A 23,857-nucleotide genomic window follows, 5' to 3' on the forward strand; every position below is an offset into this window, starting at 1 on the left:
ATTCCGCAAGGCGGGATAAAAAAATAAACATGAACTACACAGTAAATGAACACGGTTATTACGGCAATTTCGGCGGGGCCTTTATTCCCGAAATGCTTTTTCCTAATGTGCAGACCTTGCAGGAAAATTATTTAAAAATAATTTATGCCGAACAATTTCAAAAAGATTTCTGGGATCTGCTGAGAGATTATGTCGGCAGGCCAACGCCATTATTTTTAGCAGAACGATTGAGTGCAAAGTATGGTGCAACAATTTATTTAAAGCGTGAAGACCTGTGCCATACCGGTGCCCATAAAATTAATAATACTATCGGGCAGATTTTACTAGCCGAACGTTTAGGTAAAAAAAGAATCATTGCAGAAACAGGTGCCGGTCAGCATGGTGTGGCAACAGCAACCGTGTGTGCATTGAAAGGTTTGGAATGTATTGTGTACATGGGCGAAGTGGATATAGCACGCCAGGCACCGAATGTGGCCCGTATGAAAATGTTAGGCGCAACAGTTGTGCCTGCAACAAGCGGCAGCAAAACTTTAAAAGATGCTACTAACGAAGCGATACGTGACTGGATCAATAATCCTGTAGATACACATTATATCATTGGTAGTGTGGTGGGGCCGCATCCTTACCCCGATATGGTGGCAAGATTTCAAAGTGTGATCAGTGAAGAAATAAAAAAACAATTATTGGAAAAAACGGGCAACGCAAATCCTGGTTATGTAGTGGCCTGTGTAGGAGGTGGCAGTAATGCTGCAGGAGCGTTCTATCATTTTTTAGATGATGCCGAAGTAAAATTAATTGCGGTGGAAGCAGCAGGTTGTGGTATTGATAGCGGTATGAGTGCTGCAACAACCCAACTGGGTAAGCCGGGTATTTTGCACGGCAGTAAAAGTTTGCTGATGCAAACTGCAGATGGCCAGGTGGTAGAGCCACACAGCATTTCAGCAGGATTGGATTACCCGGGCATTGGCCCCTTACATGCACATTTGTATGAGAGCGGTCGTGGTACTTTTATAAGTGCAACAGATGAAGAAGCGTTATCATCCGCTTTTGAATTGAGCAAACTGGAAGGTATTATTCCGGCGCTGGAAAGTGCTCATGCATTGTTTGCATTGAATAAGATGACATTTAAAAAAGATGATGTGGTGGTGGTATGTTTAAGTGGAAGAGGGGATAAGGACTTGGATACTTATATGAAGCATTTGTGACCTCACCCCCAACCCCTCTCCTTGAGGAGAGGGGAGCCTGACTCTGATACTTTGAAGAATTTTTGTTTTTGTAATTGTTACGATTTTTATTTTTAAAACTCTTTTATACTTTTAAGTATGACTGATTATAACGATAAGCTTCATGGAAACTCAAGGCCAGCAACTTATGAAAATGCAAGAGATTTGCGTAAGGTACAAACAAGAGCAGAAGAAAGACTTTGGCAGGCATTAAGAAATGAAAAAGTTTGTAATTTAAAATTCAGGAGGCAACATGCATTTGACGATTATATTTTAGATTTCTATTGCCATAAAATGAAACTTGCGGTAGAAGTAGATGGGGAAGTGCATAATGAACCGGAAGTTGCAGCTTATGATAAAATAAGAACAAACAACCTGAATGAAAATGGTATTACTGTTTTAAGATTTACCAATGAAGAAGTTTTAAAAAATATAAATAAAGTAATTAAAACAATTGAGGAGTGGTATAAAAAAAATAATGTGCAAAATACATAAGCCCATTCTTCAATAAACAAAAACATGAAATACTTTCTAATTTTAAGTACCATCCTCCTTTCTTCCTGTGGCCCCGATACCTTTATCAACCACGAAATGAAAGCAGAAAAAATCGGCGCTTGCACCAGTGACGCCGTGCCTGTAAAAATGACCGGCAACATTAATGGCGAACGTTACGAATTTCAGTATTGTCTTGATGAAGGCTTTGATGGAAAAAATTATACTATTGAAAGAAGCGGCGATAGTTTGCTGGTGAAATTTCCGGCTGGTACAAAAAAGACAGTGCTATATAAATTGACATTAGATGTGGATGCAAAACCAGCATACCACCATATTAAACTAGGCGAACAAACATTGGAGATTGCACCTACAGATAAATTTTAAATTGCTGTTTACAAATGGGAACCTGGAACACTTCTATAATGGGCAATGACACTTCTGCAGAAGTGAGCAAATATTTTAGCCGTATGTACAATTACCAGGAAGGCGGCGAATTTAAATGGTCGCTGGAGCAAATTGCTGATTCTTTGTACACCTATTACTACAACACAATGGAGGACCTGCCTTCTGAAAAATGTAATGTTCTTTTTGCTTTGGCTCAATGCATGTGGCAAAAAGATAAGTTATCGGGACAGTTGAAAAAAGCAGTAACACAATTAGTGCATCAAAAAATTGATTACAATGCCTGGAAAGAATTGGAGGCTGATGAAAAAACATTGAAGAGCAGGTGGCTGGCCACAACAAAATTTATTGAACAGCTGGATACTAAGTATGATAAGGTAAAAACAAGATCATTGCAACCTAAAAAAATTTCTGCATATACAGTGGGTGATTGTTTGGCTTTTAAATACAATGAATATTTTTATGGTATTATAGTGCTCAATGATGGCAGAAATGTAGATGATGGCAGTAATGAATTGGCATTTGTAGATATTAAAAGTAAATCCTTGCCCAAACTAAAAGATTTCAGGCAAAGTAATATTATACTCAATGAGGATCTGATCAATCATTTTTCTGGTAATACAACTACCATTGATCCGTCAAATGTTCTGTATGTAATTAAGCTTGGAAAGGGCGCATTTAAAGGTTTTCATAAATATTCGGAATTAATCGGCAGGCTTCCGCTTACGAGAACGTTCTTTGATTCTTCCGGGATACGCTTTGATAGTTATGCTGTATCTCATAAGTCGGCAGACCTGGTGATAGTTGATGCTTTATCCTTCTGGGGACAACGAACATGGAAAGTTGCAGATTATAAACCGGAATATGATTGTACAATACCACACAATGCTACAATTATAAAAAATGGCGTGTTGCAATTCGGTGACCATAAATACAAATTAAAAGATTTGGAAGTAAAGGTCATTAACAGCCTCTGGCATGTCAATATTTATTTCCGTATTGCAAATAAAACAGCTGCCGACATAAAAAAACACTGGACATATTTTGCTGCATTATTTGAACAGCTTACCAAAAGGGAAATAAACCTGTTTTCCTATGCCAGCGAAGCTACAGAAGGCTTACAACCATTTTCAACAATAGATTTTACAACATTTAAATTGAAGCATGTCAACGATTCAGCAATTATTTGAACATAAGAAAAAGGATGTTTTGAATGTGTATTGTACTGCAGGATATCCCTACTTGCATTCTACTACAGAAGTAATGAAAGCATTGCAGGATAATGGCGCCGATATCATTGAACTCGGCATGCCTTACAGCGATCCCTTAGCAGATGGCGAAGTGATTCAGGCCAGCAGCAGCATCGCTTTACAGAATGGCATGACCATCGAAACTTTATTTGAACAACTAAAAGATATTCGTACAACGATTCATATACCCATAATATTAATGGGTTACATGAACCCTGTATTACAATTCGGTATGGAAAAATTTTGTACCGCAGCCCATGCAGTTGGTGTAGATGGCATTATCTTACCCGATCTGCCGATGTACGAATATGAAACGATGTACAAACCTTTGTTTGATAAAAACGATCTGAAATTTATTTTTCTTGTTACACCCGAAACCAGTGAAGAACGCATTAAAAAGATTGATGCGTTGTGCAGCGGATTTATTTACGCCGTTTCTTCATCATCCACTACCGGAAAAAATAAAGCTATAGAAGGGCAGGAGGAGTATTTTAAAAAATTGCAGCAACTGAATTTAAACAATCCTATTTTGGTGGGTTTTGGTATTAAAGACAAAGCCACATTTACTTCTGCCTGCAAATATACCAATGGCGCCATCATTGGCACCGCTTATATTAAAGCATTGGAAAACAGCGCTAATATCAGCCAAACCACTAAAGAATTCCTAAATACAATTTTGGGGTAATCCAATCTGCAAAAAACCAAGTAAATTACGGGTTCAAATAACAATTATGAAGCGGATCTTTCTTTTAATAGTAATGTTACCAGTGCTGGCTTTTGCACAAACAACACAAAAGGCAAAAGCAAAACCTAAGCCTGTTGGCAAAACAAAAGTTGCTGTAAGGCCAACTATGGATAATACCACTGATGGTTTTACTATCAATGGCGAAATGAAGGGCCTTGAAGATGGTACCCCTGTATCTTTATGCAACGGGCAAACCGGCGCTATAGAATCGGAGACCACAGTAAAAAAAGAAAAATTTACTTTAAAAGGAAAACTGGCGGCGCCCGATTTTAAACTGTTATTATTTTACAAACAACCCAGTGTCACCAATCCTTACACTACTATCTTTTTAGACAACAGCGTGGTTAAAGTTACCGGTAACAAACAAGCGTTGGATAAGATATACATAACCGGTTCAGCATCTCACCAGGATTTTTTGGAGTTCAATAATTTAATGGCGCCTTACCAGGCTGTATTTGCCGAGAATGCCCCGTATGATTCTGCAGCATCTGCAAAAGCCGCTGCTTTATGTTATGATTTTGCAAGCAAACATGCTACATCCTATATTAATCCGCTGGCTATTTTCAGGTATAACCAGGTATCAGAAGATATTGTAAAGACTGAAGCTTTATACAACCAGTTATCAGAACCTATTAAAACAACACAAATGGGTAAGGCTTTGGCAGGATTTATTAATGATGCCAAACTCAACGCCATCGGTACTCTGCTGCCTGATTTTACACAAACAGATACAGCTGGTAAACCAATCAGCCTTTCATCTTTGCGTGGCAAATTTGTATTGATAGATTTCTGGGCCAGCTGGTGCAGGCCATGCCGCCAGGAAAATCCTAATGTAGTGGCTGCATATAATAAATACAAGGATAAAAATTTTACAGTGCTGGGTGTATCATTAGACCAGGCCAAACCATCATGGCTTGATGCTATTGCAATGGACGGCTTAACCTGGACACATGTAAGCGATCTTAAAGGATGGCAGAACGAAGTGGCTAAACAAAACCAGATCTTCAGTATACCACAGAATTATTTAATTGACCCCGAAGGAAAAATTGTAGGTAAGAATTTAAGGGGTGCTGCGTTGGAGAGAAAGCTGGAGAAGATATTGAGGTAGGCTGGTGTCAAGACGGTTATAACCGTCAGACACCTTTACCAAAAAGCTGCAATAATTTTACTGCCTGTTTAATCAATAATATATTTTGAAGGTCATGAATTGATTTCCGCCAACAATCTCGGCAGACATTAAATAGCTACCTTCAAGTTTTTCAAGTATCTGGTACCGGTATTTATCACCGGGGTTACTAAGTTTTTGTCTCATACTGTTGTTGCTGCTTATAAATTCAATTTCAAATTCACAGTTATTCAACTGGCGGAATTTCAATGTAGAAAATGTACTGTCTTTAAAGTGATCGGTCCATAAACCATTTTCTATTGATAGGTTAACCGTGTCGCCATTGGCTTCCAGGTAAAAATATTTTTTAATTTTCAGAAATTCAATACAGTTTTTTTTCTCCATTCTGGATACTGGTTTCTTATCTACCATTTGCCAGTCACTTTGCTTAGGAGTTAACCGAAAAATCAGGTCCGCAAAATCCTTGCATTGCCTTTGGGCTCTTATAAAAATGGCATCTGAAATTTCCTCGGCTTTAGTATTGTCAAACTGTTGTAAATACGGATTTAAATGTTGTGTTACTACTAATTTTATTTTTTCAGTATCAACCGTCGCTTTATTTGCAGCTAAGGTTTTACACATTACAGCTATCAGCGAATCATTTGCTGCTGTTGACTGCCCAAAAACTTTTAAGCTCAGTAACGAAAAAAAGAAAAGCATTTTTATTGACATAGGTAACAGTTTTATTAGCAGTTATATTTTTTGCAAACACCTCTTATACAACTGCACCGTATTTTCCAATCCCAAATAAATTGCATCACATATCAATGCGTGCCCAATAGAAACTTCCAGTAAACCAGGAATGTGATCAGAAAAATATTTTAAGTTGTTGAGGTCTAAATCATGCCCGGCATTTATACCCAAACCTAATTCCTGCGCTTTGTGTGCAGCAGTAATATAAGGTGCAATGGCTTTTTCTTTATTGCCGCTGGCATATGCGCTGGCATACCCTTCGGTGTACAATTCAATACGGTTGGTGCCCGTGGCTTTAGCGCCTTCTACCATTTCTACTACAGGGTCAACAAAAATAGAAACCCGTATACCTGCCAGTTGAAAAGTAGTGATCATATCAGCCAGGTAATCTTTATGCTCAATGGTATTCCAGCCATGATTGCTTGTTAATTGATTGTGGCTATCAGGTACCAGCGTAACCTGCGCAGGTCTGTTGGCTAAAACAAGGTCAACAAAACTCTGTTCAGTACAATTGCCTTCAATATTAAATTCTGTAGTCACTATTTTTTTAAGGTCATACACATCAGCATAGCGGATATGTCTTTCATCTGGCCTCGGGTGTACGGTAATGCCATCCGCACCAAAGCGTTCAATATCTTTTGCAGATTGAATCAGGTCAGGATTATTGCCACCACGTGAATTGCGTAGTGTGGCTAATTTATTAATGTTTACTGATAATTTCGTCATGCTAGTTCGCTGTAATTTTTATCAAAGTTACGCCGTGTGCCGGAACCCTTGTTGAAAACATACCATCAAAATTACCAAGGTCTTTTTGCCGCCACAGGTCCCTCACTTTTTGTTTGGGTAATAAGTACAGTTCATTCCAGTGAAACCTTACCACTTCACTTTTATCAGAAGTATTAAAAATGCCAATGGCCTGGCTGCCACCTTCCAGTTCTTTTACCCATACCTGGTAATCTCCTTCGCTTGGATTGCTTCTGATAAGAATTTGTTTGGCTTGTCTGCCCAATACATCCTGGTTTACAGCAATCACTTCATCATTGGTTAATAAATTCAAAGTAAAATTATCCAGCTTGCTTAAATCGCAACCAATTAATAACGGAGCGCTTAATAAACTCCACAAGCTCACATGCGTATATTGTTCATCAGGTGTAAGCCTAGTATTGTGCAGGTGATCGCCCCAGCCAACCTGCCCAACGATCATCATATCCGGATCATTCCATCTGCCAGGTTTTGCATATGGGTATTGTTTGGTTTGGCTAAACCCAATACTGCTAAGGCTTTGCCAGGTATCTGTTATATCACCTGTTGTTCTCCAGCAATTTCCATTCACGCTTTCACCCCATTGCCACACATCTTTCATCCCATACTGGCAAAGACTGTATACAATATCACGGTTTTGTTTTTGTAAAGCGGTCTGCATTACTTCGTAGGGTTTTTTATACGACTCCAGGGAATTATCATTCTTATCATGAATGTCTCCGTAACTGCACCAGTCGTATTTTAAATAGTCGATACCCCAGCTGGCATAGGTAGCAGCATCCTGCATTTCGTGTTGGTAGCTGCCTAAATAATCGCCGCAGGTAGTAGTGCCGGGAGAGGAGTAGATACCAAATTTTAATCCGTTGCCATGCAGCCAGTCACCCAGCTTTTTCATATCCGGGAATTTTTTATTGGCCACAATTTCTCCATTGGTATTTCTTGTTGCAGCTTCCCAGCCATCATCAATATTCATATAAGCCCAGCCATGGTCTATCAAACCCTTATCCATCATGGCTTTGGCTGAAGCTTTCAATTTTTCGTCACTAACACTCAATCCCCAGCAGTTCCAGCTGTTCCAGCCCATCGGAGGTGTCAATGCCAACACATCGCCACATTTTATGGTAAACTCTTTTTTTGCAATGCCTGTTTTGTTTTTTACAATTAAATTAATTTTATAATCACCGCTGCGGCTTAGCTTTCCCGTTATTACGCCGTTAAGCTGATTTACTGTAAAGCCTTCCGGCAAATTGTCCACGCTGTATTGCAAAGGCTTTTTACCTGTTGCCGGAATTTTAAAAATGAATGGAGAGTTAGGACGAACGCCATACACTTTAGGGCCATTGATCTGTGGAGCGTCGCCTGTTTTTGGGGTGAGAATATAAGGAAGGTATTGTTTTTCAGCTACTGACTTTTTTGTGGTGTTTTCAATAAATGTAAAAGCATAACTGCCATGGCTGTTATTTTTTACAGCAGGGATATCGAATTGCTTAACCTGGCCTTTTGCTAACGATACTTCAGTAGTGCTGGTACTGATCACTGATTGATCTTCTTCATCAATACTTTCAATAATGCACTTGCCATTGATAGTAGTGGCAAATGTATTACTGAATACCACTTTTCTTTTATTGGCTCCAATGGGATCGGGGCTGATCTTGATGCCATCAATAAGATCCATTACATTAATATAGGGCATGGGGCCAAACAATCCGCCGAGGCCATTACCATCATACACTCTTACGCTGATCACATTATCGGCATCCCATTTAATTAAAGGGTTGGTGGATTCCAGGTGAAATTCCAGGGGCTTATCCCATGTAGTTACGTATCCTCCTTTATCAGTAGGAAAGGCGCCGGACTTACCGATCAATGTTCCGTTAAAGTATACTTCGCAGGCATCATCAGCCCTGCCTAAATAAAGGCGGACAGGATTGCCGGTATTAAAAAAATGCGGCATCACTACATGAAAGCGGTACCAGCCATAACCATCGTAAGTGCCAAAGCCCTGGCTGTCCCAATTGGTATTGGTTTTTAATTCCACCCATTTGCTGTCATCAAATGAAGGTGTGCTGTAGGCACTGTTGTCATTATTAATAAATTTCGCAGTGGGTAATTCAACTTTTTGCGCTGTTGCAACTAATACAAAACAACAGCAAATGCTGGTTAGTAAATATTTCATAAGCTTAGTTTGAACAAATTTAATGATTTGTACAGTAAATTATTTCTTGTAAATGTATCGTTCTAAAGTTCCTGCCACAATACTTTTTGAAATGCGGTCGGTAAAAAACATGGCAATAAAAATAATAGGGTAGATAATCCATGATTTAAAATTTGTCCAATCTTTTTGTGTTAACCAAACTGTTACCATGCCAGCGATAGAAAGAATAGCGATAAGAAGAAAAAGGAGATTAGGTTTTGTGATAGCAACTATTTTTGTATTTTGTCCTTCAGTTGTTAATGTGGTTTTTACCTCCGTTCTGAAAGGTTTTATTTGTGGTACATTGGTAAAGAAAGCAGCAGGGACATAAAATTCAAATGCTGCTGGTACATCAGATAACTGCCTGCCACAAATAGAAGAACGTTCTTTAAAATCTCTTGCTGTGATACTGGCAAACCTCTGTACTATCTCCTCAAGTGGATGTTTTAGTAAATATATTTTTGTAGAGGTTAAAAAAGGCGTCATCTCGTAAAATTAATATGAAAAGGCATTATTCAGGTTATAGGTTTTAACTAAAAGCAAGGCGTATCCCTGTATGGCGAAAAATTATCTCCCGCCATTGATTCAATAATGGTGAATGAAGTTTTTTTACGGGTCTTATTATCGGTGTAAGTTAACTGTAATTCGTAGGCTCCGGCATTGGTAAAGGTATAAGTGCCGGTAATTTTTTTACCTGTTTTTACAACGTAGGTTTCTGTCCAGAAAAATGATGGAGAACCGCCACCTTCGCCGGTTTGTTGTGTGGTGGAATAAATTAACGGAATAGCTTTTTTAAGCCCTTTGTATTTTACAAAAACCGCTTTCTTCTTTTTAAAATAAACAGACAGTTGTATTTTTTTATTGGCTTCGCTTTTAAAACAAGCGTATTTATCCTGTGCAAATAGCCGGGGCATTACTACCAATAAAAGTATACAAATTAAGAGGGTTGATTTTTTCATTTCCGGATTTTAGGTAAATGGTTTTGTAAATGTAACTACTATTGCTTTAACTCAAATTCTTTTAAAACCTTTCATCGCTTATTTTAATTACTGATTGTAATTATCTTTTTCCACCAGTATCCAGTTCTTTCCTAATCTTTTTCCTTTTGAAAATTTATCTACCCATTTAAATAAGGCTGTGTCTTTAATAGTTAAGTCATCAGGCAGGTAGTATAAAATATTTTCGTTACTGGTATTATAAAAAGCAAAGCGTATAAAATTACCTTTAGCAGGTGTGTAATTGCAATACCCAAAACTGAATTTGCTTTCATTTTGATTAACAGATTTTAATATAGTAAATGGATTGGCCTTGGGAAAAACAGCGCTGATTAAAACAGGTGTATCCAATAAATTTTTACTACCGCTAATACGTCCATTAGGGTAAATGCTGGTAACAGTATTCATGTAAGCAGAAATCCTGTAAAACCTTACAGCAGGCATATGCCTGGCGGCTGCAGTGTCAGATCCGGCATATACTGTATCGAACCTGGTATATGAAGTATCAATATTAAAGTTTACCTGGTAATCACGTAAGAAATTTCTGATATCATAAATTTCAATATTCACCGTATCTCCAATGGGTTCATATAAAACAGAATATTCAAGGCTATCCACCGCATTTACTTTTGTCCAGGTAACATAATGAGGCGGCCTGATGGTATAATTCCATTCTTTCAGAAAATTGAGTGTAGCGCTATCGGTGTTCTTTATTAATTGTATGGCTTTGCTTTCTACATCGTCAGCAGTTGATTTTTTAATGGCACAACCAGGTAAAACAACAATGCCAAAAAGTATTATGAGTATATTTTTATTCATAGAAAAAGTTGTTTTAAAGATAGTGCTTAAGTTTTAAAACAGATGGATTACCTCAGCTGCCGGGTAATGTGTAATTTCCCAAATTTCATTGAAAAAGGATCATCTGACCATATGCCGCTACTGCTGGACTGCTTTAATATTTTACCGTTGTGTGCAGCAATCACAAAGTCCTTATTAATATACGTGTGATCTTTGTTGTAAAGTGATTTGGAAAAACTCCAGGTAAAGCCATCACTTTCCCTGTCATATTCAAATTCAATAGTAGTATGTTCATCATAATAATCGTTGGCTTTAGCTACCTCAATAGCTTTTTGCATAGATAGCAAATTACCTTTCGTGCTGTCTGCTGCAATATCAGGTAATTCAATATCTTCAATGATGTTGCCGTTGCTATCCAATACCATTTGCAAAGTGTAGCGTGCAATACCAAGTGTGGTATCAGAAAAAGAAAAGCATAGGTAATAAGTTTGTGGAGTCCATTGATACTCTCTTTTATAATGTTCAATTTTCTGCAGCCGGTTAAGATTAACGATCTGCCCGCCTGATAAACGAAGCCTTGAATAAAATGCTGTGCCTGCTTTATTGATGAGGTGTGCGCTAACGATTTGCTGAATAGGAACGGGCAGGTCATTCAAACTTGCTGGTTCTTTAGGTTCATATTCTCCAAAAGATATTGTTGAGCAACCTTTGTAGATCATATCTTTTATTTCAGGATAATAATTTTTACTTTTTGTGAGTAAGATAATGCAGGTATCTTCCTGTTTAACACCTGCTGTTACAGTAACGGGATTGTATTCATCATAATCTATTAAAACCTGGTAGGTCGATTTTCTTTTAAATTCTTTCTTTTCTATTTTACCCACAAAATTTCCGGCGCTGTCCGATTTACTGATATCAATCCATTTGTCATGATCCTTAAGAATGTAAAAATATATTTCAGGCAACGGTTGATGGGTAATACTGTCGAGTATTTTTCCTTTTATGTAGTGTTGCCCAAAAGCAAAAGGCATAGTAAAAACAGCAGTAATAAATAGTAAGGCTTTCATTGAACCAGGTATTAAGCAGCAGCAATACTGCCGTGATACAATTTAATTTACAATAAAAAAGGAGTAGAGTTAGTGTAAATACCTGTTTGTTTTTTGTAAGGTTTTATAAAAATAATCTTTACCTGCTGAATGGTAAAACTAATTTAATAATTGTTCCAGTTTTATAATTGTTGCTATATTTTTTTGTTCTATGGTAGTTAAACAATCACCTACCTCTTTTTTAAAGGGCTTGTACCATTCTTTCTTTCTGAAATATTTTTCCATTTCACCGCCGGCCTGGAATAGCAATCCGTATTTGGCAAGAATGGTATTACGCATGATCTTTAATTGTTGTTTTGTTTTGCCGGCAAAATAAGTGTCGGGCTGTACGGCTAACGATAGCTGGTAATATTCTTTATTATCAAAAAAAGTAGCGGCAGGGGAAGAATAGAAACCAAGTTCGGCACTATCTTTTCCATATGTTCTTTCACCAATAGGATCGCAGAAAAGTAATACTGTGTTAGCAGATGTTTTTTCCTCTTTATATTCGGCAAACTGCCCGCTGTATTTGCCAAAGGAAAATTTGTTGCCATTAACAGTTACCGTATTAAAAGTAGTGCAGGAATGTAACCAGGCTTCTTTTTTAGTATAATGGTCTTTGCCCCAGCTGCCACTCCATAATTGTATAATTAAACTATCATTATTGGAAAGCACCACTAAATCCCATTCGCCTTCTGATTCACCAAAATGATATACGCCTGATCTCTGTTTAAGAGTTTTTGTTGTACTGGTAAAATTTTTGAAAGAAAATTCTTCTCCGCTATTTTCATTGAATATATGTTTTGGTATTTGTGCAAAAGCAAGGGAAGTGCAGTTGATCAAAACAACTGTTATAAGATATCGAAGGACAAACATGACTCCATGATTTTAGTTGCGATTATAAATAGTAGTTTTTATTTTCTGAAAAATTTAAGCTGTTCAAGCCTGATCAATGCCTGTTCATAAGTGTGGTCATTTTTCTGTAGAAATTCTTCCGGCTGATAATTGATAAACTGTGAATTTTTAATACCAGGACCATAGGATATGAGATTAAATTCACGACAATTGCCGCATCTGCCAATGGCCCAACTTTGTGTTGAATTAACTGCATCTTTTTTAAGTATCCGCAATTCAAAAGCTGCCTTGCAACCAGTACAATTATATTTAAAAGTTTCCAATACCCGTTCAGGCTTAATGAATCGTATAATGTTAAGCATAATCATTAATGGAGTTCCATAAAGCCAGTTGTTCAGGCTTCTTTTGAAATCTACTTCTGTAATTATGGCCAATTCATGAAAGAGATCGCAAATAAATTCCTTTTCTTCGGTATCGTAATGCCATTTGTTAAAAGTTGCTAATCTCTGTTTTAACACCGACTTTAACTTTGACACTGGAGCACCTGCTTCCACTGATTCTATAAGATTGTTGGCAGTATAATAAAAAAGAGTCTTTAGCTTTTTGCAAATATCTTCGTCTGATGGATTCAACCCTCTGTTGTTCCATGCCTCCGTGGAGAATTTATCTCTATCCCGGAATGCAATCAGCTGATCTATTTTTTCCTGAACTGTTGACATTGATTTCTTATTTGAAACTGGAAAAGCAAATAAAAATAATATTTATTGGACAAATCTAAAAACCCCTTTTGCAATAGCTATTATCCATTATCTCCTGTAGTAATACTCAAAAGCCAGCGTGTCTTTCGCCCAATCTGCCGGCAAAATACTAAGGGCATAACTATATTCTCTTTTATCTGTTTTAAGATGTATTATTATTTCCTTGTCTTTATAATTTATAAGGGTATCTATTTTGTACGGGAAGCTTACCGTTTTATTCCATTCAAATAAAGTAAATCTATCCATCGGGCCTCCGTTAATTATTTTAATGGTATCATATTTTATTTCAACTGCTAAAGCTGTGATAACAGTAAAGTTGCCATCATTACAAACTTTTATGATTTCCTTTGTTCCGGGCATAAAGAAAATGCATTTGGCTTTTTTATTTCTGTCTAAATAACCATTCGGCATAAAGCAGGATGGGCCAATCAATAACAACGCAAAAGCAAAATAAAATAACTTTACCGGATTATATTTAAAACTGCCCATCTGTGAATTTACGCCACAACAAGTAAATAATAAAAAATTATGCCTGCAGCACTCTTGTAAATAGTAAAATTTACTTGCTTTAATTTTAAGTATTTGATCTACTCTTATTATCTTTCAAGTATTATGACTGTAAGCGCCGGCAAAATATTACTGAGTACACCAGCATTAGATGATCCTGATTTTGATAAAGTGGTGATCTTTATAGCGGAGTATAATGCCAATGGTGCTTTGGGCTTTGTGATCAACAAAATATTCCCCCGTGCTTTTAATGAATTAATTGAATTTAAACAATCGATGCCCATGCCATTGTATGAAGGCGGGCCTGTGGAACAGGAGCATCTTTTTTTTCTGCACCGCCGGCCCGATCTCATTGAAGATGGCATTCGTGTCATCGATTCTATTTACCTGGGGGGTGATTTTAAAAAGGCTGTGCAATGCATTAATGATAAATTGATTGCTGCAAATGACATTAAATTATTCATTGGCTATAGTGGCTGGGAAGATAACCAGTTGGAAGATGAAATAGCGGAAGGAAGCTGGTTGGTAACTGATACAAATGTGTCAACTATTTTCTCCGACAGTATAGCATCACTTTGGGAAGAATTTTATACAGCAAGAGGATAAAGTAAGAGTATATAGGCTCCTGCCTTAATGAAAATAAAAGACAGGAGCCGATACCATTTTTTTAGTGAAGGGAATAAATTTTATGCAATGACAGGAAAGAAAAAAAGATGCCGATCAAAAGCACCAAAGAGCGTACCCAATTCATCATCTGCCATTCCGATATTGTTCTTTTCAATAACTCAATATCGGTGAGTTGGGCTGTCCGGAACATAATGTCATTTCTTGGATAGAAAAACCCAAAGGTTAATGCTTCTGCAACAAGGTACATCACTAAAGCGGCGCCTAAGTATAATCTTACGGAAGGAGCATATTTCCAGAATACTATCAGCGCCAGTAAACCCAATACCTGGTTTATTGGAGAAAATATCCTGAAAAAATTTCCGGGATTTACCACTTTAAAATATTCCCTTGCAGTGGCAATAGAATTCGGAACATCGCTTCCCCACGATCTGGCATCAATTAAAGAAGTGTACACATTTACCAACAGTACGCCGCTGGCAATACTGATGGAAAGAAATAAAATAATTGTCTTCATGATTTTTTTCTGCAAAGATGATCACAGCATCATGCGCAAAATTGTATTTAACGGACATCTTTATAGAGATGACCTTTTACACTACTTTTATTTCGTTTGTATTCTCCTGGTGTTATTTTACTATAAGTTTTAAAAGATCTTATAAAATGTGATTGATCAGAGAACTGGCTTTGGTATGCAATTGCAGTCATTGATAAATTGGTGTGATGAATAAGATGTACTGCATGCAGGTATTTTTTATACAATAAAATTTCTTCGGTGTTCATTCCTGTGGCTTCAACTATTTTTCTTGCTAAATGACGGGGCGAATAACACATGGCGTTGGCTAATTGTTGTACCGATAATTCATGTTGGTTATCTGCGTATAAGAATTTATTGATCAGTTGTTCCTGCGGCAACCAGTCAATACATTTATCATTGATCCAGTTAAGAAAAACAACAACTCTTTTATCAAAATTATCCTGCGCTGCTAATTGATGCCAGAGAGATTGTAAAGAAGCATCGATGAGGGTGAGGTCAACAGTTGTATCAGCAAACTCACCGGCATGGCAACCAAATATTTTTTTTATAGCCAGTGGCTGAAAGACCACACCAAAAAATACCTGTTGCCCGGGTAATTGTATCTCTATAGGTGTTGTATTGAACCCATTGATAAAACAATGTGGTAAATGGTGTACCGTATTTTGTAATTGCGCCACTATTGGTGCACCATCGCTAAAGTTGAAAATAATTTCCACTACACCCTTGGGTAAGATATATTCTTTGTTAAAATTGCTGCGATGATCTATCTGCCACATAGAATGTATCACAGTTTTAAAACAGTCTTCTTTTGGTGTATAAAAATTGCTGTTCAAATTGCAGGTTATTTACAGTTACCCGGCAAAATAGAAAATCATTTATTTGAAAATAGGATGGTAAAGAATGAATTGTGAAAAATCAGCAATGAAATGTAGTTCTTAAATTAATAGTTATGTGTTGAAAGAATGAAGCAAAGCCCAGGCAGTTATTTATTTTGCGATAATAGCCATTTGGTCAATTCTACCGGGTCGGCAATGCTCCACGAGTGCGGATGTTTTCGATTGTCCGGTTTTCTATAACCTTTATCAGTTGTTGTAATTAAAACAGCTTTTTTATTGCCCAGTCTTTGCAATTCATTGATCATTGCTGCCTGGTCGGTAGCATTCAGGTAGGAATAATCATAACCTCTCATGCCTAACCACCATTGAATATCCGGTTCTGTGATCAGCATCAGGGGAGTGGTGAGTAAATTTTTTATAGCTTTTTGTGTGGTATCAGAATAAGAGTAGGGCGAAGTGGCATAATAATTTTCTATTGCAGTTTGTGGTGTGCCATTCATTTCTTTTTCAATTCTGTTGATCATGTAAGTTACTTCGCTGTTCACTTGTTTTGGATCAGATAATCGTACCACCCGTTTGGCTGCGTTATAAAAACGTTCCCAGTCAAGCGGAGGATCAACTGCAAACACGGCTGCAGGTTTTACAGCATAATTATTTTGCACCGCCAGTTCGGCATATTTTACTACGCAGCTACCACCAATAGAAAATCCACCCATGTAAAAATCTTTGCCTTGTAAATGATATTTTGCCACAACACTTTCTACCTGGTCTTTCAATGATTGCTGTGAGGCACCGTCAACACCAAAATATAAGGAGCCGGTTTTTAATACCGGAACAATGGTTAAGATTCCCTGTGCAGCTGCGTAATCAGGAAGTGTGGTTTGTACTAATACATCTCTGGGCGATGCACCAAATCCGTCTAATAAAAACAGGAAAGCTTTTATAGGTTTATTTTCGGGTACAACAGCAATATACATATTGATGGTGCTGTCTTTTGAATCGAGATAAACAGTTTCCTGTTTTTGTGCAAATGAAATTATTGAAACAAGACTGCTTATTATAAGAAAAATTATTTTTTGCATATATTTTCAGATTTACAAAGGATCGTATTTATTAAACCGTTTCTGCTACAATTTTTAAAGATTGTTCACGGCTCTGCTTTTTTTAATACTCTTCTCACACCCCATGCAGTATGCCACACATTTACAATGCTGCCGCTTTTATCAGTTTCAAACTCAATCTGCTGATCGGTTCCATTGGCAAAAAAGAATTTGCTTGCGGTCTCAGTTTTCAACCTGATGTCGGGCCCGAACGGGGATTGAATGTATAAAGTATCATTTTTATTAACAAAAGTTACGGGAAATACGGCCATATAGGGTGGCCTTGTTAGTGGCATCATATATTTGCCGGTATATTTTTCTATATCAACACTTTGTTTTGTTTCCTGGTGTAAATAAGGCGATACTATTTCCTTGTTTAAAGTAATGGCTGATAAACCATCCGCAATAAATTCAGACTGAGATTCATTATTAGATAAAACAATTACGGTAATATCGTCATCAGTATAGCGAAGGTGCATGCATTTATAACCAGGGTAGTAACCATTGTGAAAAATAAAATTACCCAACTCATTTTTTCCCACTCTCATGCCATAACCAAAAGCAACTTTCGGGAAAACTTTTTCAGCTTGTTTTGTAAGCATTTGCTGTTGCGTTGTTGCTGTAAGCAGGTTGTTGTTTTTGATTGCACGGTCCCATAATAACAGGTCGCCTGTTGTGGTAATGATCATGCCTTCGCCGGTAATACCTGCTAAAAAAGTTGTCCAGCCAGAGAGCTGACTATCAGCACGGATAAATTTTTTCAAACTATCTGAATATATAAATCCATAAGCAAAACCCGGAATTTGCTCAATTGACCTGGGTCCATTAGCCACCTGGGTATGAGTCATGCCTAACGGTTTAAAAACTTTTTCCATCATATAAGTTTTATACGATTGCCCTGAAATTTTTTCTATAATGGATGCCAGCAAATTAAAACCGGTTCCCGAATACATGAGGTTTTCGCCGGGCTTGAATAAAAGAGCTGGCTTTTCTGTTGCCAGTAAATGTATAAGATCATCGTTGGTGGCTATTTTACTATGGTCAAAGTATTTTTCTACTAAGTCAAATCCATCTGCCATGCCGGATGTATGCGTAAGTAATTGCTGTACCGTAATATTTGTGTAGGGAAGTTCGGGGAAGAATTTCCGCAACGTATCTGAATAACTGATAAGGCCTTTGTCTTTAAGTAATAATATGCCCATGGCAGTAAATTCCTTTGCAATGGAGCCACAATCAAAAATGCTGTTATCGCTTAGTGATTTTTTTGTTTCGTAATCGCTATAGCCAAATGACTGCTTATAGATTACTTTACCTTTTTTTGCAACCAGTACATTACCATTAAAGGCATACAACTTTGCCTGGGCTTTCATGTAAGCATCTATAGCTGTTGTATTAATTTGTGTCCATGCAACAGAGGGTAAAAAAAACAGCAGCCATATTATTTTCATACATGAAATTTAGTTGTGTTAGTGATAAGGTATATTTAATGTTCCCAATGTTAAAATAATGAACCAGAAAGATTTCTAAATGGAATAGCTATTGCATGCTGTATGCTTTATATCCAATAAAAATACTCTTTAACCGGCAGATTTGACAAAGAATTATCAGCCTCTGTTGATAAGGCTTCAGACGTATAATACAATGGCGGAGTAATTAAGGTAAGCGAATACAAGTAGCAGAGATAGTTGTAAAATAGCGATATTAATTAATCCAGGGGAATGAGGGGCTTTGCATTTTTCTGAATAAACCAAAAATCACCGATGCCCCAGATTTCATTATTGTACTCATCTTTGTGATAGTATTTATTGATCGTATTGATTGAGTCGCATGGATTATTAACCACCATCACAGGAGTTTTTGCATTCCAGTTGGTACTGAAAATATATAAAGGCTTAATGGGATTTATACAACCGGCGTAAATGTAAACAGATGAAATATCCAGTTTTGACAATTGTAAAGAAATAACATGAGGAAAATCAGAAGCTTTTACGCCGCCGCTCTTGGATGACTTGTACAATGAATCTATAGCAGGGTTATTGTTCAGTTCATACACCAGTTGTTCAAATTTTTTCCTGTTAGCAATGAATTTAACGGTAATTTCTTCACCTGTATTTAAATTGCTTTTACAACCTGTAAAAAGTAACAGCAGTAAATAAACTAACTGATTTTTCATTATAATAAATATTCTCTTGTTCTTACAACAGCAAATTTTTTAGAACAGTTGTAATAGGGCTAAATAAAAATACTCCTTTCATCACAAAAAAAAATAGAAAAAACCGGCTTTAATTTTTATTTTGTAATTCTAAAACAGAAACTATATGAATCCAAACAAAGCATTGTGGGAAAAAGGTGACTTTACGAGAATTGCCGTTAATATGAGGGAAAGTGGTGCGGCATTGGTGGCTAAATTAGGTATTGCCAAAGGGCTAAATGTTCTCGATCTTGGGTGTGGCGATGGTACCACAGCAATACCTGCAGCAAAACTAGGTGCCACTGTTTTAGGTGTTGATATTGCAAGTAACCTGGTGAAAGCCGGTAATAGCCGTGCAAAAGCAGAAGGGCTTACCAATTGTACTTTTCAGGAAGGAGATGCAACTGATCTGCATGATTTAAAAGACCAGTCATTCGATCTGTTAATTACTTTTTTCGGTGCCATGTTTGCCCCAAAGCCAATGGATGTGGCTAAAGAAATGGTTCGTGTTACAAAACCAGGTGGTAGAATAGTGATGGGCAACTGGATACCGGGAGATCCGACATTGGTTGCGCAGGTATTAAAGGTCAGCTCAGCTTATACTCCGCCGCCACCGGAAGGTTTTGTAAGCCCGATGTTGTGGGGAATAGAACAACATGTTACCGAACGTTTTGTAAATGCCGGTGTAGCGGCAGAAAATATTTCTTTTGCTAAAGAAACTTTTACATTCAACGCTCCTTATTCTCCGACGGAATTGGTGAGTATTTTTAGAAATTATTATGGCCCCACAATGAATGCTTTTGATGTCGCTGAAAAAAATGGCAAAGCAATGGAGCTACAACAGGAACTTGAAGTTTTGTTCAATAGCCAGAATAAAAGCATTACTGCTGATACCAGTTCAATACCAGCTACTTTTTTATGGGTTACGGTTAAGCGCTGAAGATTGTAAAGGGGCTGCCATTGACAATTAATTTTTCTTTCATTTATAAACAGGTATTCCTGATGCATGCAAATGAATGATAAGCCATCTGTTGTTTTTTTTCTGTAGTACAATTGTTCTTCTGCCAAACATATCCGGGTCTTTCAGGTGAAATGTAACAATGGCAATATTTCCTGTTAATTGTAGTTTCAGGTCCTCAGGCACAATATCAAGATAAGGAGGTGTTATTTTTTGCCCTTTTGCATTTTCAAATACTTTTTTAAAAATAATGCCGATTGCTGTTTTATTATCGGCACGTGCAGGCGTTTTTGCTGAAGGTGGGAAAAAAGCAGTAGCATCATCATCAAAGAAAGTCATGAATTTTTCCCATTCTAAATAATTGAAAACATGCACAAATTCACTCATGGTTTTTGTAACCGCTGAGGAATCTGCTGTAAACTTTGCTGTTTGCGCTATTGTTGAATGTACATGGCAAAACAAAAAGCAAAATACTAATGACAGGCAGGAAATTTTTTTAGCTACATAGCTGAATGGTTTTGTAAGCGTCATAATTTATTTTTTCTGAGATTTATTTAAAACATAAATATTTTCCAGGTGGCAGAATTATATTTTCAACTTTGTTTATATCGTTTAATGTAAAATAATCCACCTGCCATTGCCTCCGGTGCAAAAATAAAAATGGCTGGCAATGGCTTCCTGTGATTACCAGTTACTTTATTCAATTAAAAATACGAACAATAACCTGATTAAAGAAAGGTAGTAAAATAGAATGCTATCCATAATCAAATAAAAATCTCCCCAGATAAATGGAGAGATCTTTATCGTTTTAGTTTATAAAAATTATTGAACCAAGAGCCGCGACAGCCCTAATCGCTTGCCATCTTTATCAGTCAGTTCAACCCAATAAAGCCCTTTGCCATGGCTTCTTACATCAATATCTAGTCTTTCGTATGAAATGGTTTGGGTGAAAGATCTTGTGATTGTTCTTTGGCCGGTATTATCATATACAGTCAATGTTCTTGGTGATGCTGTATTGGGTGTATTGTAATATCTTACCTGGAACCGTCCACTGCTGGGGTTAGGGAAAACAAACATTTTACCTAGTGCCGAATCCCTGATGCTCATCGTATCAGAAACATTCGTACATCCATTAATATCGATTACCCGTAACTGGTATAACCCGATATTATTGAAATCCACTAGCAGCGTATCTGCTGTGGCACCGGGCACCACTAAACCATCGTGAAACCAGGTATACGCAGCAGCTGCATTTGGTGTTACTATAGATGCCAAAGTTGTAGTTAATCCCGGCAATAGTTTGTGATAGGGATGTGTATAGATTACAATAACAGGTAGCGGGTTAACGGTAAGCGTTGCTGCATTTGATACAACTGTGGCGCATGCCACACTGCCGTTAATGATAACCCTGTACCGGTAACCGCTCATGCTTATTGGCGGTGCAGTAATAGTTAGTGTTGCTGTAGTGGCACCACTATAAACTCCTCCGTCAGTAATATTTAAAAAAGTGACGCCACCATTAGTTGTTACCTGCCATTGATAGGTTAACCCGGTACCGCCTGCAACCACAGTAAAGCTGGCAACTTTGTCGGTACATACGCTTTGGTTCACCGGTTGTGTAACGATCGTAGTAGGTAAACCAACGGTAACAACAACTGATCTTGGAAGAGAAGTACAAGGAGGTGATCCTAAATCGAAATTAATGGTATAACCACCGGCAATGGTTCCCTGGTCTGCAGTGCCGTCATCATCCAATACAAACAATTTCCAGGTGCCGTTCAAATTGCCTGTAAAAGTATTTATTGCGGGTGCTGTTTGAGTAATAGATCCCGGCCCGGGTGCAGGAAAATTATCAGGCGTACCATTATTAGTGGGTTTATAAGTGCCTGTTGCGTTAGGTGCAGTGATGCTCATGGCAGGACCGGAATCCATAAAAGTATAAGTAGCGTTCGCAGTAGCGCCGCTGCCAACGTCCGACATTAATATCATATTCTGCCCCGTTGGGGATTGCAAAACAATATCAACATCTTCTGATTTGGTATGGTTAAAATTGTTAAGTACAATTGATCTGATACTTACACCTGTTGCCGGCAAGCCGCTTACTGGCAAACTGGCCGGATATGCTGTTGCAGCACCTCCCACAGGAATGGAAATTGCTGTTGGGTTTGTAAATGCAACGGAAGGTGTGGGTAAAGCCTGGGTTACTACCTGGTAAGTATACACGCCGGAAGGCGAAGGCCATGTCCAGACAGAGTCTATAGCTAATCCTGTATATGGTAAGGTAGCTGCGTAATCATAAAATAATCCCGCCATTGGTGACCATACAGCTTGTGTGGTAGCTACGCCTGTACCACAGCTGTAGGTAAAACTTATGCACCATGAAGTTAGTGTTCCTGTCTCCCCGGTAGCAGCATCGTAAAAACCTAAAGTCCAGTTCCCGTTTGGAACACTAAGTAACTGAGCGAAGTTTGTAGCAGATGGCACCATACCTGCTGGACCGGGCAGGCCTAATCCGCCTGCAGCTGCTGTCTGGGCATCAGGCCGGAAAACACCTGTATAAGGACTGGTACCCGTGCTTAGAGCTACAATTCCGTTTGAACTAAAGGTAGTGTTAGTAAAACCAGAACTGGCAGCAGTATTTCCTGTAGCGCTAAGGCGATAATCGAGACTAAGTACCTGGCTATTAGGCGCCTTTAGTACAAATATCATGTCCCCGATTCGTGTATGCGACATATTTATATTTACTGAAACCCCTGTTATAAAACATGAGGGATTAGTAGTAACAGCAATACTACTTGAAGCACCTGCCACAGTATTATCTGGTACCGGAATATTAACCGGCCCTGAACAGAACTGATTTGTTCCTGTTGGTGGTACTACTTTAATTTTTACCGGTGCGCCGCCCTGGCACATAAAAACGGCAGCAGGCGATACCACAGGAGCAGGAGGAGTGTAGTTTACAAATGCAGTAGCTGTATTTGTACAGCCTGTAGCTGCCGTAATTCCTGTAACCGAATAAGTGGTATACGCAGCTGGTGCTGCATAAACAGTAGCTACATTTCCTCCGGTATAAGGAATGGTAAAAGCACAATTGGTATATAACCCCGTAACTGGTGACCAGGTATAACTATCGGCACCACTTGCTGTGATAGGGTTACAAGGCCCGGGGCCACCCGCCACAGTGCCGCAACTTGCAATTGGGGTAACTGCAACTACCGGCGAGGGATTAACAGTGATAGTAAAACTGATTGGCGTGCCGGTACAGGCTCCGGTAACCGGCGTTACAGTAATGGTGGCTACTACTGGAGTTGCAGTAGCATTTAACGCTGTGAAAGCAACAATATCACCCGTTCCGCTGGCACCAAGGCCGATAGAAGTGGTGGTATTAACCCAGTTATAACTGGTAGCTGTACCCGTAAAAATAATGGCTGTAGTTAATGCCTTATTACAAGCAGCCTGGTTGGTAACAGCATTTACAGTAGGGGCTGGTATACACTGAGCTGCGGCACGTGTACCCGAATGCAGTAGTAAAAAGAGTAATAAACCGAAGCTTAAAAATTGCTTTTTAAAATTGTTGTTTGCATTATGTAGGTGTAGGTAGAGTTTATCCATGCAGTATGGGGTTGGTGATGAGATAGTTTGTTAGTAACAATGTACAAATTATTTGTCAAAAAATGACAAAT

General features: G+C 38.1%; 25 protein-coding genes. 8 read left to right on the plus strand and 17 right to left on the minus strand.

Annotated features, from left to right (window positions below; genetic code table 11):
* The first annotated feature begins 29 nt into the window (after window positions 1-29).
* The 6 genes from trpB to ACQ334_RS12530 all read left to right on the plus strand — a co-directional run bounded on the left by trpB (window position 30) and on the right by ACQ334_RS12530 (window position 5,223).
* A complete protein-coding gene (trpB, locus tag ACQ334_RS12505; protein ID WP_430988560.1) occupies window positions 30-1,205 on the plus strand; it encodes a tryptophan synthase subunit beta in 1,176 nt (391 codons plus the stop codon).
* A 117-nt stretch (window positions 1,206-1,322) separates the two neighbouring features.
* Window positions 1,323-1,718, plus strand: a complete 396-nt coding sequence (locus ACQ334_RS12510; RefSeq protein WP_430988561.1) for an endonuclease domain-containing protein — start codon at window positions 1,323-1,325, stop codon at window positions 1,716-1,718.
* A gap of 24 nt (window positions 1,719-1,742) precedes the next feature.
* On the plus strand, window positions 1,743-2,102 hold the full coding sequence (locus ACQ334_RS12515; RefSeq protein ID WP_430988562.1) for a hypothetical protein: 360 nt from the start codon (window positions 1,743-1,745) through the stop codon (window positions 2,100-2,102).
* Window positions 2,103-2,116: 14 nt separating this feature from the next.
* Window positions 2,117-3,310 (plus strand): hypothetical protein, encoded by a 1,194-nt coding sequence (locus ACQ334_RS12520; protein WP_430988563.1) that lies wholly within the window; start codon window positions 2,117-2,119, stop codon window positions 3,308-3,310.
* The gene (gene trpA / locus ACQ334_RS12525) at window positions 3,285-4,055 is read left to right on the plus strand and encodes a tryptophan synthase subunit alpha (protein WP_430988564.1); all 771 of its coding nucleotides are present in this window, start codon (window positions 3,285-3,287) and stop codon (window positions 4,053-4,055) included. Before ACQ334_RS12520 ends, trpA begins: the two co-directional genes overlap by 26 nt.
* A 46-nt stretch (window positions 4,056-4,101) precedes the next feature.
* Complete coding sequence (locus ACQ334_RS12530) at window positions 4,102-5,223, plus strand: redoxin domain-containing protein (protein ID WP_430988565.1); 1,122 nt, start codon at window positions 4,102-4,104, stop codon at window positions 5,221-5,223.
* 72 nt (window positions 5,224-5,295) lie between these two features.
* Here ACQ334_RS12530 and ACQ334_RS12535 read toward each other — a convergent pair whose 3' ends face one another.
* The 10 genes from ACQ334_RS12535 to ACQ334_RS12580 all read right to left on the minus strand — a co-directional run bounded on the left by ACQ334_RS12535 (window position 5,296) and on the right by ACQ334_RS12580 (window position 13,909).
* Entirely contained in the window at window positions 5,296-5,952 is a 657-nt protein-coding gene (locus ACQ334_RS12535) for a hypothetical protein (protein ID WP_430988566.1), read from the minus strand.
* 21 nt (window positions 5,953-5,973) lie between these two features.
* Window positions 5,974-6,699 carry a pyridoxine 5'-phosphate synthase gene (locus ACQ334_RS12540; RefSeq protein WP_430988567.1) on the minus strand — a complete coding sequence of 242 codons (726 nt, stop codon included), beginning with the start codon at window positions 6,697-6,699 and terminating at the stop codon, window positions 5,974-5,976.
* 1 nt (window position 6,700) lies between these two features.
* Entirely contained in the window at window positions 6,701-8,911 is a 2,211-nt protein-coding gene (locus tag ACQ334_RS12545; protein WP_430988568.1) for a putative Ig domain-containing protein, read from the minus strand.
* Between the two features lie 39 nt (window positions 8,912-8,950).
* A complete protein-coding gene (locus tag ACQ334_RS12550; protein WP_430988569.1) occupies window positions 8,951-9,415 on the minus strand; it encodes a hypothetical protein in 465 nt (154 codons plus the stop codon).
* A gap of 47 nt (window positions 9,416-9,462) precedes the next feature.
* Complete coding sequence (locus ACQ334_RS12555; protein ID WP_430988570.1) at window positions 9,463-9,888, minus strand: hypothetical protein; 426 nt, start codon at window positions 9,886-9,888, stop codon at window positions 9,463-9,465.
* A gap of 87 nt (window positions 9,889-9,975) precedes the next feature.
* On the minus strand, window positions 9,976-10,743 hold the full coding sequence (locus ACQ334_RS12560; RefSeq protein ID WP_430988571.1) for a hypothetical protein: 768 nt from the start codon (window positions 10,741-10,743) through the stop codon (window positions 9,976-9,978).
* A 47-nt stretch (window positions 10,744-10,790) separates the two neighbouring features.
* Window positions 10,791-11,789, minus strand: coding sequence for a hypothetical protein (locus ACQ334_RS12565; RefSeq protein ID WP_430988572.1), 999 nt, complete (start codon window positions 11,787-11,789; stop codon window positions 10,791-10,793).
* Window positions 11,790-11,927: 138 nt separating this feature from the next.
* Window positions 11,928-12,683 carry a YARHG domain-containing protein gene (locus ACQ334_RS12570; protein ID WP_430988573.1) on the minus strand — a complete coding sequence of 252 codons (756 nt, stop codon included), beginning with the start codon at window positions 12,681-12,683 and terminating at the stop codon, window positions 11,928-11,930.
* A 38-nt stretch (window positions 12,684-12,721) separates the two neighbouring features.
* On the minus strand, window positions 12,722-13,381 hold the full coding sequence (locus ACQ334_RS12575) for a hypothetical protein (protein ID WP_430988574.1): 660 nt from the start codon (window positions 13,379-13,381) through the stop codon (window positions 12,722-12,724).
* Window positions 13,382-13,468: 87 nt separating this feature from the next.
* Complete coding sequence (locus ACQ334_RS12580; protein WP_430988575.1) at window positions 13,469-13,909, minus strand: hypothetical protein; 441 nt, start codon at window positions 13,907-13,909, stop codon at window positions 13,469-13,471.
* A 123-nt stretch (window positions 13,910-14,032) separates the two neighbouring features.
* Between ACQ334_RS12580 and ACQ334_RS12585 the strand changes: the two genes are divergently transcribed.
* Entirely contained in the window at window positions 14,033-14,533 is a 501-nt protein-coding gene (locus tag ACQ334_RS12585) for a YqgE/AlgH family protein (protein WP_430988576.1), read from the plus strand.
* Window positions 14,534-14,594: 61 nt separating this feature from the next.
* Here the strand turns inward: ACQ334_RS12585 and ACQ334_RS12590 are convergent, their stop codons facing one another.
* The 5 genes from ACQ334_RS12590 to ACQ334_RS12610 all read right to left on the minus strand — a co-directional run bounded on the left by ACQ334_RS12590 (window position 14,595) and on the right by ACQ334_RS12610 (window position 19,198).
* The gene (locus ACQ334_RS12590; protein WP_430988577.1) at window positions 14,595-15,068 is read right to left on the minus strand and encodes a DUF1772 domain-containing protein; all 474 of its coding nucleotides are present in this window, start codon (window positions 15,066-15,068) and stop codon (window positions 14,595-14,597) included.
* A 47-nt stretch (window positions 15,069-15,115) separates the two neighbouring features.
* Window positions 15,116-15,877 carry a helix-turn-helix domain-containing protein gene (locus ACQ334_RS12595; RefSeq protein WP_430989285.1) on the minus strand — a complete coding sequence of 254 codons (762 nt, stop codon included), beginning with the start codon at window positions 15,875-15,877 and terminating at the stop codon, window positions 15,116-15,118.
* Window positions 15,878-16,071: 194 nt separating this feature from the next.
* On the minus strand, window positions 16,072-17,007 hold the full coding sequence (locus ACQ334_RS12600) for a hypothetical protein (protein WP_430988578.1): 936 nt from the start codon (window positions 17,005-17,007) through the stop codon (window positions 16,072-16,074).
* Between the two features lie 65 nt (window positions 17,008-17,072).
* Entirely contained in the window at window positions 17,073-18,473 is a 1,401-nt protein-coding gene (locus ACQ334_RS12605; protein WP_430988579.1) for a serine hydrolase domain-containing protein, read from the minus strand.
* Between the two features lie 257 nt (window positions 18,474-18,730).
* Window positions 18,731-19,198: a hypothetical protein gene (locus ACQ334_RS12610; protein ID WP_430988580.1), complete on the minus strand. Its 468-nt coding sequence runs from the start codon at window positions 19,196-19,198 to the stop codon at window positions 18,731-18,733.
* Between the two features lie 145 nt (window positions 19,199-19,343).
* Between ACQ334_RS12610 and ACQ334_RS12615 the strand changes: the two genes are divergently transcribed.
* Window positions 19,344-20,156 (plus strand): class I SAM-dependent methyltransferase, encoded by an 813-nt coding sequence (locus tag ACQ334_RS12615; protein ID WP_430988581.1) that lies wholly within the window; start codon window positions 19,344-19,346, stop codon window positions 20,154-20,156.
* Between the two features lie 39 nt (window positions 20,157-20,195).
* Here the strand turns inward: ACQ334_RS12615 and ACQ334_RS12620 are convergent, their stop codons facing one another.
* Together ACQ334_RS12620 and ACQ334_RS12625 are read right to left on the minus strand one after the other, a co-directional pair.
* On the minus strand, window positions 20,196-20,705 hold the full coding sequence (locus tag ACQ334_RS12620; RefSeq protein ID WP_430988582.1) for a YybH family protein: 510 nt from the start codon (window positions 20,703-20,705) through the stop codon (window positions 20,196-20,198).
* 291 nt (window positions 20,706-20,996) lie between these two features.
* Window positions 20,997-23,786: a T9SS type A sorting domain-containing protein gene (locus ACQ334_RS12625; protein WP_430988583.1), complete on the minus strand. Its 2,790-nt coding sequence runs from the start codon at window positions 23,784-23,786 to the stop codon at window positions 20,997-20,999.
* Between the last annotated feature and the right edge of the window lie 71 nt (window positions 23,787-23,857).

The sequence above is a fragment of the Ferruginibacter sp. SUN106 genome (genome assembly GCF_050611765.1).
Classification (GTDB): domain Bacteria; phylum Bacteroidota; class Bacteroidia; order Chitinophagales; family Chitinophagaceae; genus Ferruginibacter.